This window comes from Pseudarthrobacter sp. efr-133-R2A-89, from assembly GCF_030209315.1.
GTDB lineage: Bacteria > Actinomycetota > Actinomycetes > Actinomycetales > Micrococcaceae > Arthrobacter.
The window spans coordinates 567983-581987 of the sequence record NZ_JARVSE010000001.1; the positions used below are offsets into that span (position 1 = coordinate 567983).

The 14005-nt window shown below is 65.6% G+C and carries 15 protein-coding genes and 1 tRNA gene; 4 read left to right on the forward strand and 12 right to left on the reverse strand.

The annotated features are described in order from the left end of the window. Positions 1 to 12: 12 nt before the first annotated feature. Entirely contained in the window at positions 13 to 597 is a 585-nt protein-coding gene (gene epsC, locus QRM95_RS02660; RefSeq protein ID WP_018761618.1) for a serine O-acetyltransferase EpsC, read from the forward strand. A 121-nt stretch (positions 598 to 718) separates the two neighbouring features. Here the strand turns inward: epsC and QRM95_RS02665 are convergent, their stop codons facing one another. Beyond that, positions 719 to 1552, reverse strand: coding sequence for an oxidoreductase (locus QRM95_RS02665; protein ID WP_285246314.1), 834 nt, complete (start codon positions 1550 to 1552; stop codon positions 719 to 721). 125 nt (positions 1553 to 1677) lie between these two features. Beyond that, positions 1678 to 3114: an NADP-dependent phosphogluconate dehydrogenase gene (gene gnd, locus QRM95_RS02670; protein WP_285246315.1), complete on the reverse strand. Its 1437-nt coding sequence runs from the start codon at positions 3112 to 3114 to the stop codon at positions 1678 to 1680. Positions 3115 to 3347: 233 nt separating this feature from the next. On the opposite strand from gnd, the gene QRM95_RS02675 reads away from it, so the two are divergent. After that, positions 3348 to 4073, forward strand: a complete 726-nt coding sequence (locus tag QRM95_RS02675) for a FadR/GntR family transcriptional regulator (protein ID WP_285246316.1) — start codon at positions 3348 to 3350, stop codon at positions 4071 to 4073. Positions 4074 to 4076: 3 nt separating this feature from the next. Here the strand turns inward: QRM95_RS02675 and QRM95_RS02680 are convergent, their stop codons facing one another. From QRM95_RS02680 to QRM95_RS02690, 3 genes are read right to left on the reverse strand one after another with little or no spacing between them, the layout of a single operon-like run. Continuing rightward, positions 4077 to 5165, reverse strand: coding sequence for an L-idonate 5-dehydrogenase (locus QRM95_RS02680; RefSeq protein WP_285246317.1), 1089 nt, complete (start codon positions 5163 to 5165; stop codon positions 4077 to 4079). Continuing rightward, entirely contained in the window at positions 5165 to 5935 is a 771-nt protein-coding gene (locus QRM95_RS02685; RefSeq protein WP_285246318.1) for an SDR family oxidoreductase, read from the reverse strand. The genes QRM95_RS02680 and QRM95_RS02685 overlap by 1 nt, the downstream gene beginning before the upstream one ends. Beyond that, positions 5932 to 6858, reverse strand: a complete 927-nt coding sequence (locus QRM95_RS02690; RefSeq protein WP_285246319.1) for an NAD(P)-dependent oxidoreductase — start codon at positions 6856 to 6858, stop codon at positions 5932 to 5934. Before QRM95_RS02690 ends, QRM95_RS02685 begins: the two co-directional genes overlap by 4 nt. Positions 6859 to 6917: 59 nt before the next feature. Here QRM95_RS02690 and QRM95_RS02695 point away from each other — a divergent pair, with 59 nt between their 5' ends. After that, positions 6918 to 7982, forward strand: a complete 1065-nt coding sequence (locus QRM95_RS02695; protein WP_350223872.1) for a D-2-hydroxyacid dehydrogenase — start codon at positions 6918 to 6920, stop codon at positions 7980 to 7982. A gap of 214 nt (positions 7983 to 8196) precedes the next feature. Here QRM95_RS02695 and QRM95_RS02700 read toward each other — a convergent pair whose 3' ends face one another. The 7 genes from QRM95_RS02700 to QRM95_RS02730 all read right to left on the reverse strand — a co-directional run bounded on the left by QRM95_RS02700 (position 8197) and on the right by QRM95_RS02730 (position 13149). Further along, complete coding sequence (locus QRM95_RS02700; RefSeq protein ID WP_285246321.1) at positions 8197 to 9543, reverse strand: MFS transporter; 1347 nt, start codon at positions 9541 to 9543, stop codon at positions 8197 to 8199. Positions 9544 to 9699: 156 nt separating this feature from the next. Next, positions 9700 to 10497, reverse strand: a complete 798-nt coding sequence (locus QRM95_RS02705; RefSeq protein ID WP_285246322.1) for an IclR family transcriptional regulator — start codon at positions 10495 to 10497, stop codon at positions 9700 to 9702. Positions 10498 to 10746: 249 nt separating this feature from the next. Beyond that, positions 10747 to 11037 (reverse strand): hypothetical protein, encoded by a 291-nt coding sequence (locus QRM95_RS02710; RefSeq protein WP_285246323.1) that lies wholly within the window; start codon positions 11035 to 11037, stop codon positions 10747 to 10749. Between the two features lie 100 nt (positions 11038 to 11137). Further along, positions 11138 to 11210: transfer RNA gene (locus QRM95_RS02715), tRNA-Val, on the reverse strand. 101 nt (positions 11211 to 11311) lie between these two features. Further along, a complete protein-coding gene (locus QRM95_RS02720; protein ID WP_285246324.1) occupies positions 11312 to 12232 on the reverse strand; it encodes an NAD-dependent protein deacetylase in 921 nt (306 codons plus the stop codon). 6 nt (positions 12233 to 12238) lie between these two features. Further along, positions 12239 to 12733 carry a peroxiredoxin gene (locus QRM95_RS02725; RefSeq protein WP_285246325.1) on the reverse strand — a complete coding sequence of 165 codons (495 nt, stop codon included), beginning with the start codon at positions 12731 to 12733 and terminating at the stop codon, positions 12239 to 12241. Continuing rightward, positions 12730 to 13149, reverse strand: a complete 420-nt coding sequence (locus QRM95_RS02730; protein WP_026265207.1) for a DUF3052 domain-containing protein — start codon at positions 13147 to 13149, stop codon at positions 12730 to 12732. The genes QRM95_RS02725 and QRM95_RS02730 overlap by 4 nt, the downstream gene beginning before the upstream one ends. Positions 13150 to 13575: 426 nt before the next feature. Here QRM95_RS02730 and QRM95_RS02735 point away from each other — a divergent pair. Continuing rightward, positions 13576 to 14005: pyruvate dehydrogenase E1 component-related protein (locus QRM95_RS02735; protein ID WP_502934919.1), on the forward strand; the 430-nt coding region annotated here is incomplete at its 3' end.

A 14005-nucleotide genomic window follows, 5' to 3' on the forward strand; every position in this document is an offset into this window, starting at 1 on the left:
AGAAAGAACTTTGTGGGCTTTTTCGCAAGACTGAAGGAAGACCTCGAGGCCGCCCGGTCCCACGACCCGGCGGCTCGAGGTTCTTTTGAGAACTTTTTCGCCTATTCCGGCCTGCATGCCATCTGGATCCATCGGCTGACGCACCGGTTGTGGCAGAACCCTGCCCTGCGTTTTCCGGCGCGGCTCCTGTCGCAGCTGGGCAGGTTTGCCACCGGCATCGAGATCCATCCGGGCGCCACCATCGGCCGCAGGTTCTTCATCGACCACGGCATGGGGGTGGTGATCGGTGAGACCGCGGAAATTGGCGAGGACGTCATGATCTACCACGGCGTCACGCTGGGCGGCCGTTCGCTGGCACGGATCAAACGCCACCCCACCATCGGGGACCGCGTGACGATCGGTGCTGGAGCCAAAATCCTGGGGCCCATTACCATTGGCCGGGACAGCGCCGTTGGTGCCAACGCCGTCGTGGTCAAGGACGCGCCGCCGGAGTCGATCGTTACCGGCGTTCCTGCCAAGTGGCGGCACCGCGATGCGCAGCGGGAAACCAAACCCGCAGTGGATCCGGCCGAATACGATATCGAGTACCGGATCTAGGGTCCGGCGTTGCCCGGCTCCGCGAGATGTCCAGGGGGACCCCTCCTGCGGGACCAAGCATCGGGTGGCCCCGCCGTGCCGGGGGACGCGAAGTTCGGGCCATAGCCTGGCTTCTGCCCTGCTAGCCGGGGAAACGCTTGTAGATGCTCCACAACACGGTGTCGAAGGCGCGGTCCGGAAGCAGCCGGCGCAGCAGCAGGATGGCCCGGGCGCCCTTGCCCACCGGGTAGCGGGTCCTTGGCCGCGGCGACGTGGCGGCATGGACGATCGCGTCCGCAATCACGGCAGGGTGCGAGGACAACGCCGAACCGTCGGTTGAAGCCAGCGCGGCCGCCACCACCTTGGCCTGGGCGGCGTACGGTCCGGTCCCCGAATTCGCCAGCAGGCCCTCCGCGGAAATGGCGCCCCACTCGGACTGGGTGCCGCCCGGTTCGATGATGGACACATCGATGCCGTGTGGCTTGAGCTCCACCCGCAGCGAATCGCTAAGGCCCTCCACGGCGAACTTGGTGGCGTGGTACCAGGCGCCCAGGGGCTCGTACATCTTTCCGCCGATCGAGGAGATGTTGATGATCCGCCCCCGGCCGGCGGCCCGCATGCCCGGCAGTACGAGCTGCGTCATCCGCGCCAGTCCAAAAAGGTTCACATCGAACTGCCGGCGGCCCTCCGCCAGTTCGACGTCCTCAAGCGAGCCGTAGGATCCGTAGCCGGCGTTGTTGACCAGCACGTCGATCCGGCCGTGGGCCGACAAGACTTCCCCGACGGCGGCGACCATCGACGCCTCATCCGTCACATCGAGCGCCAGGGTCCGGACGCCGTCGGCCTTGAGCGGTTCCATCTTCTCCACCCGCCGGGCGCCGGCGTACACGGTGAATCCGCGGGCCGCGAGCTTCCGGGCAGCTTCGAAGCCGATTCCAGTGGACGCACCGGTGACGAAAGCGACGGGCTGGTTCATGGCGGACTCCTTGGGGCGCCGCCCGGGGAGGGCGGGATACTGATGGAAGGGCGCCGGAAATGCCAGCGGCCGGCGCCCCCAGAGTATCGGGGAAGCGCCGGCCGCCGCGCCGGAAGCGCTGTGGGCTAGTGCGTGTCGACTGCCGAAATTTCGGACTTGTCTTCGCCCCAGAGGGTGTGGAACGTACCTTCGGTGTCCACACGGCCGTAGGTGTGGGCGCCGAAGAGGTCGCGCTGGCCCTGGATCAGGGCAGCCGCAACGCGCTTGCGGCGCAGGCCGTCGTAGTACGCCAGCGAGGAGGAGAACACCGGCACCGGGATGCCAAGCTGCACGGCGGTGGCTACTACCCGCCGCCACGCCGGGAGGGCGTCGCCAATGGCCTTGGTGAACGCCGGTGCGAACAGCAAGTTTGCGGGCTTCTCGTCCGCTGCGTAGGCCTTGGTGATGTCCTTGAGGAGCTCCGCGCGGATGATGCAGCCGGCGCGCCACAGGGAAGCGATTTCGTCCAGCTTGAGGTCCCAGCCGTATTCCTTGGCTGCGGAGGTCAGCATGTCCAGGCCCTGCGCATAGGAGACCAGCTTGGAGGCGTAGAGCGCCTGGCGGACATCCTCAACGAACGTCTCGGGGATCTCAACCGTTGCCTCGTTGCCGGCCAGCAGCTCCTGGCCAAGCTTGCGCTGGGCGGCCTGGGAGGAGAGCGCACGGGCGAAGACCGATTCGGCAATGCCGGACACGGGGGAACCGAGCTCCAGGGCCGAGATCACGGTCCAGCGTCCGGTGCCCTTCTGGCCCGCGGCGTCGACGACCACATCGACGAACGGCTTGCCGGTCTTGGCGTCGACATGGCCCAGGACCTCGGCGGAGATCTCGATCAGGAAGGACGAGAGTTCGCCCTGGTTCCATTCGGAGAAGATCTTTGCCTGCTCGGCCGGTTCGATGCCGGCCCCGGAGCGCAGGAGGTCGAAGGCCTCACCAATGACCTGCATGTCGGCGTACTCGATGCCGTTGTGGACCATTTTGACGAAGTGGCCGGCGCCGTCGGTGCCAATCCACGCGCAGCAGGGCTCACCGTCCACCTTTGCCGAAATCTTTTCCAGCAGCGGGCCCAGGGCCTTGTATGACTCCTTGGAGCCGCCGGGCATGATGGACGGACCGTTCAGGGCACCCTCTTCGCCGCCGGAGACACCGACGCCCACGAAGTGCAGGTCCTTCTTGGCCAGCGAGGCTTCCCGGCGGCGGGTGTCCTCGTAGTGTGAGTTGCCGGCGTCGATGATGATGTCGCCCGGTTCCAGCAGCGGCTCCAGCTGCTCGATCACCGAATCCACCGGCTTCCCGGCCTTGACCATGATCAGCACCCGGCGCGGCTTCTCCAGGGAATCGACCAGTTCCTGCAGGGATTCGGTCCGGATGAAATCGCCCTCCGAGCCGTGCTTCTCCAGCAGTGCGTCGGTCTTTTCCACCGACCGGTTGTGCAGGGCAACCGTGAACCCGTTGCGGGCGAGGTTGCGGGCAAGGTTGGCGCCCATCACTGCGAGGCCGGTGACACCGATGTGTGCAGACATCAATAACTCCAATTCATTGTTTGCCCCGGATCCAGGGTTCCGGTGCGGGTTGGGACGCCGGGGCATATCAGGGGGTCGGAATAAAGCATATATATTCTGGCGGTGACGCGAAAGTAACGTCCGCGTCATGAAACCGTTTGTGTCGCTGCCAGTCTAGGACTGCCGCCCTTCCGTGTCCCGGCCGTCCCGGTCAGCCGGCAATCCCGCACCCGCCAGCAACTAGGCTTAGCAGCATGACCAGCAGCCTCCACCACCGTGCCATCGAGAACCTGGGCACCCGGATCATCTCAGGGGATCTCCCCGCGGGACACGTCATGCTCGCCGAGCGGCTGGAGGATGAACTGAAGGTTTCCCGCTCGGTGATCCGTGAAGCCGTGCGCGTCCTGCAGTCCCTGGGACTGGTGGAGACCACCAAGCGGGTGGGGATCCGGGTGTTGCCTTCAAGCCGCTGGAACCCCTTTGACCCGCAGGTGATCCGGTGGCGGCTGGCCAGCGATGCACGCGGAGCGCAGCTGCGCTCCCTCGCCGAACTCCGTGCCGCCGTGGAACCGGCAGCCGCCGAACTGGCAGCAGAGAACGCGCCGGCGCCGCTGCGCCTGGAACTCGTGGACGTTGCCCGCGCCATGCGGGAAGCCGGCAACCAGGGCGAGGTTGCCCGCTTCCTGGAACTGGATATCCGCTTCCACTCGCTGCTGCTCTCCGGCTCCGGCAACGAGATGTTCGCCAACCTCATGGGGCAGGTGGCCGAAACATTGACGGGCCGGACGGTACACGGCCTGATGCCGGACCATCCCCACCAGGCCGCCCTGCAATGGCACGAAGATGTGGCAGAGGCAATTGCCAAGGGGGACGCTCCCGCTGCCCGCGAGGCATCAGACCGGATCATGCGGCGGACCATGTCACAGATGGCGGATACCTGGACGGAGCAACCGCGGGTGTTCATCCCCGTCCGGCAGTAACGGTCAGCTGCTTCCTTTCCCGTCGAAGCTGAGGAGGACTTTGCCGGAGCTGGTGGAGTCTTTGGCCATTTCGAAGGCGTGCAGGGCGTCCTCCACGGGGTATTGGTGGGTGATGACGGGGTCGATGTGCAGTGACCGGTCGGCAAGCGCCGCGATGACCTCGTCGATTTCGTCGTTGAAGCGGAAGGAGCCTTTGAGGTCCAGTTCGCGGGTGATGGCCAGCGAGATGGGTAGCGGCTGCATGCCGGTGGGCAGCAGCCCCACCATGACCACGGTCCCGCCGCGGACCGCGCCGCGGATGGCGGAGGCCAGGCCGTGGTGGTTGCCGGAGGATTCGATCACGACATCGGCCTCCACGGCGGCGATCGCTTCGGTGTCTGCGGCGTTGATGACCTGGTCCGCGCCGACGGCCCGGGCGATCTCCAGCGGTTTGGGATGGAGGTCCACAGCGGTGATGTGCGCGGCTCCAGCGCGTTTGAGGACCGCGACGGCGAGGGCACCGATGGGGCCGGAGCCGATCACCAGCGCGGTCTTCCCGGCCACGTCCCCGGCCCGGGAGACCGCGTGCCAGGCCACGGACGCGGGCTCGACCAGGGCGGCCGTGCGCAGGTCGATGCCCTCGGGCAGGGCCCGCAGCATCCGGACGGGCAGGTTCACGTACCGGCTGAAGGCGCCGTCGGTGTGCGGGTAGCGGGCGGCGCTGCCCAGGTACGTGCACCCGGGTGAGAGGTTGGGCCGGTCCACGGGGTACCGGGCCGCACCCGGCCCCGGGGTGGCGGGGTGGACGGCGACGGCGGTTCCGGGCTGCGGCCCCTGGCCGTTGGCCGCGGCGCGGACCACCACACCGGAAATCTCATGGCCCAGCATCAAGGGCGCCTTCAGGATGGACTCCCCCGCCGCACCGTGCAGCCAGTAATGCAGGTCCGACCCGCAGATCCCGCCATACAAGACCTCAACGACGGCCTGGTCATCCGCCGGCCGGGCCAGCGGAACCTCATCGACCCGGAGGTCCCCCGCGGCGTGCGCCACCACGGCCGGCCCGGAGCCGGGCAACATCTGGGCCCCTGCCTGGACAGGTGTGTTCGCGGGCATCAGACCACCACCGTCATTCCACCGTCGATAAAAATAGTCTGCCCGTTCACGAAATCCGACCCGTCCGAAGCCAGCCAGACCACCGGCCCGGCCAGATCCTCCGGCGTGCCCCAGCGATGGGCCGGGGTCCGGCCCAGGATCCAGGCATTGAACTGTTCGTCATCCACCAGGTTCTGCGTCATCTCCGTATGGATATACCCCGGCGCGATCCCGTTCACCTGCAGACCGGACGCGGCCCACTCGGCCGTCATCGCCCGGGTCAAGTTCCGCAGCCCACCCTTGGCCGCAACATACGGGGCGATCGTCGGGCGCGCCAGGTCCGTCTGCACCGAACAAATATTGATGATCTTCCCCCGGCCCCGCGGAATCATGTGCCGGGCCGCTTCCCGCCCCACCAGGAACGCACTGGTCAGGTCCGTGGAAATCACCCGCTCCCAATCCGCCACCTCCAACTCCAGCATCGGCACCCGGTGCTGGATCCCGGCATTATTCACCAGAATCTCCAACGGACCCACATGCTCTTCGATCCACGCGATACCGCGGGCTGCCGCCTCACCGTCGGTAACGTCAAACGCGACGCTGGCGATGCGGCCGGCCGGAAAGTCGGCGGCGAGCGCGGCTTCGGCTTCCTTAAGCCGCTCCGGGTTAACGCCATTCAGCACCACCGTGGCACCGGCGTCGGCCAACGCCCGGGCGAGCGAGGAACCAATGCCCCGGCTGGAGCCCGTCACCAACGCAACCCGATCCGACAAATCAAAAAGTGAACTCATGGAGCAACTGTTCCTTCCGCCGCAACCGCGGCTTTTTGGCTGAGGTTGGAGATGGTTTGGCGCACTACTGCGAGGTCCTGGTCGCCAAGGCCCCGGCGTTTCAGTTCGGCATAGAGTTCGGCGGCGGCAGTGGCGATCGGGGTGGCCGTTCCCGCTGCGCGCGCTGCGTCGAGGACGAAGGAAAGATCTTTGTGCATGAATTTTGCCGGGCCCGTGGGGGCGTAGTCCTTGCTGACCAGGCGCGGTCCGACGATATCCAGCACTCTGCTGCCGGCCAAACCGCCCGACAGGACGTCGAAAAGCGCCGCCGGATCGAGCCCGGAACGCTCTGCCAGTTCGGCAGCTTCGGCGAGCGCCGCCGTCGTCGTTCCCACGACCAGCTGGTTGCACGCCTTCGCGAGCGACCCTGCGCCAAGCAGACCAAGGCGGCGGACGGTGGTGCCCATGGCGTGCAGGAGCGGCTCTGCCCTGCGGAACGCAGACTCCTCGCCGCCGGCCATGATAGCGAGGGTGCCGTCCGCGGCGCCCTTGGTGCCGCCGCGGACCGGGGCGTCGACAACCTGGGCGCGCCCGCCGGTGAGCTCGGTGACGCGGCGCCCGAAAGCCTGCACGCCGGTGGGCGAGACACTGCTCATGACCAGCAGGACGGTGTGGGGCGCCGGCGGCTCTTCTTTCCACCGGGCTAGGAGCCCGGCCGCGGCCTCCTCGATGTGTGGCAGGTCCGGAAGCATGAAAACGATGACCGGAAGATCGCCCAGGTTTTCCACCGCGGGGACAATTGTTCCGCCGAGGTCCCGCAACCGGCCCGCTGCCTCTGGAGACCGGTTCCAGCCCGTGACCTGCCATCCGCTGCGGAGGGCGTTTGCCGCCATCAGTCCGCCCATCAATCCCAGGCCTGCAAAGCCTGCGCGTTTGTCCTCCATGACCCAGCCTCACGTCATCGTGCTAAAAGATTTGTTCAATATCCTAGCCATGATTCAGTATGATGAACACCATGACTTCCATAACTACCGTGGCCATTGCCGTGCCGCTCGAAGCCCAGCTGGTGGACCGGATCAGGGCCGTTGATCCCTCCGTGACCGTCCTGTACGAGCCCGACCTCCTGCCGCCGGAGCGCTTCCCGGCGGACCACGCCGGAGATCCGGACTTCCGGCGGACCCCGGAACAGGAAGAACGCTATTGGTCGATGCTGAACAGCGCACAGGTCCTCTACGGATTCCCCAACGAAAGCCCGTCGGGCCTGGCCCGGATTGCCACCGACAACGGACACCTGCAGTGGGTCCACGCCATGGCAGCCGGCGCAGGCGGGGCGGTTAAAGCATCCGGCCTGGACCAGCAGGTCCTGCAAAAGTTCAAGGTCACAACGTCCGCAGGCGTGCACGCGCTTCCCCTGGCCGAGTTTGCAGCCATGGGCATCCTGAACGGGTTCAAGCGCACCGCCGAGCTGGCGCTGGACCAGCGGGCCAGGAATTGGCCGGAACTTCGCACCCCAACGCGGCTGGTGAGCGGTTCCCGGCTGGTCATTGCGGGGCTCGGTGAGATCGGCCTTGAGACGGCCAGGCTTGCCCGCGCCCTCGGCATGGCCGTCAGCGGAACCAAGAGGACCCCGGAGCCCCTGGAAGGCATCGACCAGGTGACCGGAAACGACGGCCTTCCCCGCCTCCTTGCCACCGCCGATGCCGTGGTGAACACCCTGCCGGGCACCCCGTATACGGAGAAGCTGTTCAACCGGGACGTCTTTGCTGCCATGAAACCCGGCACCGTCTTCGTCAACGTCGGACGCGGCACCGTTGTGGATGAGGAAGCGCTGCTCCAGGCCCTGGATAACGGCCAGGTCTCCTACGCCTGCCTCGATGTCTTCGCAGTGGAACCGCTCCCCCTCGAAAGCCCGCTCTGGAGCCACCCGAAAGTTCTGGTGTCGCCGCATACGTCAGCTTTGAGCGCCGCAGAGAACAGGCTGATCACCGACCGTTTCTGCAGCAACCTGCGAACCTTCCTCGACGGCGGCGAACTCCCCCACCTCGTGGACACGGTCCACTTCTACTGACCCTTCACTTGGCCAAGGCACCGGCAAGGCCGCTGCATCCCCTGCCCAAGGGATGCAGCGGCCTTACTTTTTGTGGCGCCCGACTGCTGCCCATCAGGCCGCAGCAACAACGGCGCCCCGCGGAACCTCCCGACCTCCGCGATGCCGGCCGGCTTGTCTCCCGCACACGCCAAACGCCCGGCCCGGATGATCCGGACCGGGCGTCAGGCCGGCGTCAGCTGGCGTCTTCGACGAGGACCAGGTCCCGGCCGCCGGTTTCCGGCGTGAAGAACGTGGTGATGAACGAGATCAAAGCCAGGACGAGGGAGTACAGGGCGGGAACCAGCCAGGAGTGGTTGGTGGCCGCCAGCAGCGCGACACCGATCATCGGGGCGAAGCCGCCGGCGAGGACGGCCGACAGTTCACGGCTCAGGGCAACCCCGGTAAAGCGGTGCTGGGAACCGAACAGCTCGGGCAGAAGGGCACATTGCGGCCCGAGCATGGCCTGGACGCCCAGGGCGATGCCCACCACCATGACGACCCAGACGAGCGTGACGTTGCCGAGGGTCACCAGGTAGAAAGCCGGGAGCGCGATGACCGCCTGGAACAGGGCACCGTAGCGGTAGACGGGGACGCGGCCGTAGCGGTCGGACAGGGCACCGAATGCGACCACCATGACGGCGGCAAAGCCGGCCGCGATCAGCAGTCCGGTGGGTCCGATGAACTTGTCGCCCGGAAAGACACCGGCAGGCATGCTGATGAACGAAACCAGCAGGGCGGAGTAAATGGAGGAGTTTCCGTTTTCACCCATGCGCAGGCCGATCCCCACCAGGACGTTCTTCTTGGAATGGCGCCAGATCTGCGACACCGGGTTCTTCACCACAGCCTTGTGCTTTTCGAGTTCCTGGAAGACCGGCGTCTCCTTCAGGCGAAGGCGGATGAAGACCGCAATGCCGATCAGGATAATGCTGGCAAGGAACGGCACACGCCACAGCCAGCCCTGCAGGACGGACTTGTCGGCCATGGCCATCAAGGCGAATGTTCCGGCGCCCAGGAGGGTGCCCAACTGGATGCCAACGAAGGGCAGCGCGGCAAAGAAACCACGACGGCGGCGCGGCGCAACCTCGGAGATGAGCGTGGTGGCGCCCGCCTGTTCGGCGCCAGCCCCAAGGCCCTGGATGATGCGGAGGCTCACCAGGAGGACCGCGCCGAGCATTCCGGCCTGATCGAAGGTGGGCAGGAGTCCAATGGCGAAGCTGGACATTCCCATGAGGCCGATGGTGAGGATCAGGACCATCTTGCGCCCGAACCTGTCACCAATGTGGCCAAAGACGATGCCGCCGAAGGGCCGGGCCGCAAATCCCACACCATAGGTGGCAAAGGAGGCAATGACGGCGCCGCTTTCACCCAGCGGGGCGAAGAAAAGCGGGCCGAAAATCAACGCGGACGCCAGGCCGTAGATATAGAAGTCGTAGTACTCCAGTGCGGACCCCACGGAACTTGCAAGAGTTGCCCTTCGCAGCTGGTCGGCGTCGACGACGGTGCCGTCCGCGGCCTGCGGTGCATTAGTACGAGTTGTCACAAGAACTCCCTCATCACGCGCCAGGCCCCCGTTGGCCTGGCGGGTCAGCAACGGCACCCGAGATGCCGATCACTATGTTGAACAGAGTACAGCAAGTTGGACAACTGGCAAGCGGTTGAGGCAAAGGTACGTCTACTTTCCCTTGGGGACGCCTTCCTAGCTCATGGGATTGCCCAAGGACCGTGCCAGTTCCTGAAGTTCCTTGACCATCTGCGCACCCTGCTCGGGGGTATAGGTTGCCTTCAGCGCCGTCACCGACAACCCCAGGCTGGGTCCGTGGGAGCCGCGGGTGGGGACAGCCACGCCCAGGCAGACCACGCCCGTGGTGGATTCCTCGTCCTCGAAGGCATAGCCCTGCTCCCGAATGGACCGCAGCTGATCCTTGAGCTCGCGACCGGTCCGCAGGGACTTCGGGGTGAGGACGGGCAACTCGGCATCATCGGCGAACAAGGCGTCGATGTCATGGTCGTGAAGCCTGGCGATCAGGACCTTGCCCACGGCGCAGAGGGAGACCGGCATTTTGTCGCCGATGTTGGAGGTGAGCCGGACAGCCGGGTGTCCCTCGTAGCGCGCCAGGTAGATGACATTGGTCCCGTCCAGCATGGCAATCCGCACCGTCTCGCCGGAAAGGGTGGGCGCCTGCTCGCAGTACCGGTAGAACTCCTGGACCTCGTCCATGCGGCTGAGGTAGGCCGCGCCAAGCTCAACCAGCTTGCGGCCAAGCATAAATTCGGAGCCCTGCCGGCTGATGAGGCGGGCGTCCTCCAACGCCAAAAGCAGGTTGGAGGTGGAGGATTTCGGGATTCCCAGCTCGCGGGCAAGGTCACTGAGGGTCAGCCGCCCACCTGCGGACGCAGCCAGTGCCTCCAGGACGGCGGCAGCGCGGGTAACGGCCGGCGCAGGCGAGGCGCTTGCGGGCCCGTCGGAGGAACGTGGGGTGCGGGAATCGGCCATGATTCTCCTTCGGTAGGCGCATGCACTCATCAGCTCTGTCCATTCAGCTGAACACAACCCATCATAGTGGCTGGCTTTGGCGGACCTGCCGTGCCGCCCGACGCCCGCGCGATGACACGGGCGCCTCGGGACTTTTTGTTTCCGGGAGTTCACGGTATATTCATCCCAGGCCCTCCACCGCGGCATCCCCCAATAGTCGCGGTGGAGGGTTTTCCAATGCCCACTGGCGGGCGGACCAAGCGGGGCAGGTCAGGCCGCATCCGCTTCCGACTCCCTGCGCCGCCAGCCGCCGCCCAGGCCGTCACGCTGGAGATACATGGTGGTCAACGCGGACCGGATATTATTTCCCAGCCGCACCTGCAACTGCAGGACTTCCACGTCCACGCCGCTGTTGCCCTTCGGCATGCGGCGGCTGGTCTCCCACCAATTGACGCGTTCGTACCACCTCACGGGCGCGGCACCCACCGCCCATTCCCTGCCGCGGCTCAGCACCGCCGTCGGCATTCCATCGCTGTCTGTGTGCACTATGACGTGTTCCATCCCTGAAAGGTATGGCGGGGCACTGACAATGGGACTGGAAAGCCGAAAAACAAAAACCCCGCCGCCCGCCGGAAGGCGGGACAACGGGGTTTCATATGAGTGGGTCCTACCGGGATCGAACCGATGACATCCACGGTGTAAACGTGGCGCTCTACCAGCTGAGCTAAAGACCCAAATCACGCGGTTTCGGGCGTTAACGCCGCAACCAACGAACATAAACTGTACCCGACGTTGGACCGCGAACGCGAATCGGCACGCCCGGGGGCGTCCCGCACTACAGCGGAGGAAGTTCAGCTGCGAGATAGCCCAATGCCTGGCTGACCCCGGCTTCGAGTTTGATGGTTGCTTTGTCATCGCCGCGGGTGGCGCCCCGGTTGATGATGACTACCGGCTTGGACTGTTTGGCGGCGTGCCGCACGAACCGCAGGCCGCTCATGACCGTCAGCGAAGAACCGGCCACGACCAGGGCGGCTGCTTCGTCCACCATTGCGTAGGACCGCTCCACCCGGTCCTTGGGCACGTTTTCACCGAAGTAGACAAAGTCGGGCTTCAGGGTCCCTCCGCACGCAGGGCAGAGCGCCACCACGAAGCTGTGGATGAGCGCCTCGTCCTCAACGGTGGCGTCAGCGTCGGGCGCCATTTCCACGAGTCCGGATGCCGCCGCCCGCTCCAGGAAGCCGGGGTTGAGTTCCTCGAAAACACCGGCCAGGAGGCGCCTGGAATAGGTCCGGCCGCAGTCCAGGCAGATCACTTGGTCATAGCGGCCGTGGAGGTCGACGACGTTTGAACTGCCCGCGTCCTGGTGCAGCCGGTCGACATTCTGGGTAATGAGTCCGGTGAGGAAGCCGCGCCGTTCGAGTTCGGCTGCGGAATAGTGGCCCTGGTTTGGATCCGCATGCCGCATGTGGGACCAGCCAATGTGGTTCCTGGCCCAGTATCGGCGCCGGTTGGCGGCGTCGCGGACAAACTCCTGGTAGGTCATGGGTGAACGGGGCGGAGAGTCCGGGCCGCGGTAGTCGGGGATCCCGGAATCCGTGCTGAGCCCGGCCCCGGTCAGCAGGGCGAAACGTACCCCCGCGAGCAGGTCCCGGATCCGGCCCAACACCTCAAGGTCCTCACCGGAGGGCGGGGCCGGGGCCACCGGCGGCATGCTGGCAAAGCCTGTCAGGCCCGTCCCCCGCCGCTGCTCAGCCATGCCGCCTCAGGCCCGCTTCAAATCCGCCAACGCCGCCCGGTACTCACCGAAGTCGCGGGCTTGGCCCCGTGGATTCACCACGCTGTACCGGACCGTTCCCTCTGCATCGATGATGAAGGTGGCCCGTTTGGCCATGCCGCTGCCGGCGTCGAACACGCCGTAGGAGCCGGCCACGGCCCCGTGCGGCCAGAAATCGGCCAGCAGGTCGAAGCCGTACCCTTCCTGCGCCGCGTAGGCGCGAAGGCTGAACTTGCTGTCAACGGAAACCGCCAGGACTACGGCATTCGAATCCTCGAACGTGGCAAGGTTGTCACGTATCTCGCAGAGCTCTCCGGTGCAGATCCCCGAGAAGGCAAACGGATAGAACACCAGGGCCACATTCTGTCCGCGAAACGACGAGAGGCGCACCGGCTCACCATACTGGTTGGCCAGCTCAAAGTCGGGCGCGGTTGTGCCCACTGCGGGAACAACTGCGGAAGCGGCCTCGACCGCTGCCGTCATTTGTTCTTCCTGCTGACCAGGCGCGCCGCGCTCCAGTCCTTTGAGACACCTGCAGAGGTGGTGACATGCAGGCCGGCCGTGGGTGCTGCTTCCTGGATGTCTGCCGGCGAGACGTAACCGTCCCTGCCCGACTTGGGGGTCAGGACCCAGACGACCCCATTCTCGCTCAGGGTGGTGAGGGAATCCATCAGGCTGTCGACGAGGTCACCGTCGCCGTCGCGCCACCAAAGGATGACAGCGTCCGCCACCTCGTGGTCGTCCTCATCCAGCAGCTCCGAGCCTGTGAGGTCTTCAATATCGTCACGCAAGTCGAAATCGACGTCGTCGTCGTAACCGAACTCCTGAATCAGATCCCCATTTTTGAAACCCAATTTTTCCGCCACATTTACCGAAGTGGCGGCGTCGGCCTCGCTCACGTGTTCCTCCAATACGTCATATATGCGTTGTGCATAGTGATTTCCATTACTCCCAAGCCAACACCCTTTGCGCCTGCGCTTCAAGCTGCCGCCCCCGGGATTGCGCATATTCTGCGTCACATCCAGCTACGGCGGCGCCCCGGCAAGGGTATTGGCCACACAACCAGTATGACGAACGAAATACAACAGCAGCACCGGGACCGCGGCTACGCATCGTGTTGCCGTCAGGGCTAGAGTGGCTGGTGACAACTATGCCCGCGGGACGACACCCCTGTGACTCCGGACAGGCATAGGAGCGCTAGGAAGCTGCCCGGCACACATGACCGGGCTGTTGTAACCGATACGTCGCACACGGCGTATATACGCCGGGCAGTCACCCTGCCTGGCCTGAGTGCGCCGATTCATGCGCGCAAAGAGAGGTTGGACGTGGCTGCAGGAGAAGATACCTCCCATATCCTCAGCGGGTTGACTAACCAGCTGCCTGATCGTGATCCGGAAGAGACTGCCGAGTGGGTTGAGTCCCTGGATGCGTTGATCAGGGAACAGGGCACTGAGCGTGCCCAATACATCATGCGGAGCCTGCTGCAGCGCGCGGGCGCGCAGAGTGTCGGGGTGCCGATGGTGACCACCACCGATTACGTGAACACCATCCCGGTGGACCAGGAAGCGGAGTTCCCGGGCAACGAGGAATTCGAGCGCCGGTACCGGGCGTACATGCGGTGGAACGCCGCGGTCATGGTGCACCGGGCGCAGCGGCCCGAGATCGGCGTCGGCGGGCATATCTCCACCTACGCCGGGGCAGCGACCCTGTACGAGGTCGGGTTCAACCACTTCTTCCGCGGCAAGGACCACCCCG

Excerpts from the sequence above, each read along its gene's own strand:
- QRM95_RS02710 (WP_285246323.1), bottom strand. The coding sequence starts at position 11,037 with ATGGAACACGTCATAGTGCACACAGACAGCGATGGAATGCCGACGGCG.
- QRM95_RS02720 (WP_285246324.1), bottom strand. The coding sequence starts at position 12,232 with ATGGCTGAGCAGCGGCGGGGGACGGGCCTGACAGGCTTTGCCAGCATG.
- QRM95_RS02685 (WP_285246318.1), bottom strand. The coding sequence starts at position 5,935 with ATGAGTTCACTTTTTGATTTGTCGGATCGGGTTGCGTTGGTGACGGGC.
- QRM95_RS02690 (WP_285246319.1), bottom strand. The coding sequence starts at position 6,858 with ATGGAGGACAAACGCGCAGGCTTTGCAGGCCTGGGATTGATGGGCGGA.
- QRM95_RS02705 (WP_285246322.1), bottom strand. The coding sequence starts at position 10,497 with ATGGCCGATTCCCGCACCCCACGTTCCTCCGACGGGCCCGCAAGCGCC.
- gnd (WP_285246315.1), bottom strand. The coding sequence starts at position 3,114 with ATGTCTGCACACATCGGTGTCACCGGCCTCGCAGTGATGGGCGCCAAC.
- QRM95_RS02680 (WP_285246317.1), bottom strand. The coding sequence starts at position 5,165 with ATGCCCGCGAACACACCTGTCCAGGCAGGGGCCCAGATGTTGCCCGGC.
- QRM95_RS02665 (WP_285246314.1), bottom strand. The coding sequence starts at position 1,552 with ATGAACCAGCCCGTCGCTTTCGTCACCGGTGCGTCCACTGGAATCGGC.
- QRM95_RS02725 (WP_285246325.1), bottom strand. The coding sequence starts at position 12,733 with ATGACGGCAGCGGTCGAGGCCGCTTCCGCAGTTGTTCCCGCAGTGGGC.
- QRM95_RS02675 (WP_285246316.1), top strand. The coding sequence starts at position 3,348 with ATGACCAGCAGCCTCCACCACCGTGCCATCGAGAACCTGGGCACCCGG.
- QRM95_RS02695 (WP_350223872.1), top strand. The coding sequence starts at position 6,918 with ATGATGAACACCATGACTTCCATAACTACCGTGGCCATTGCCGTGCCG.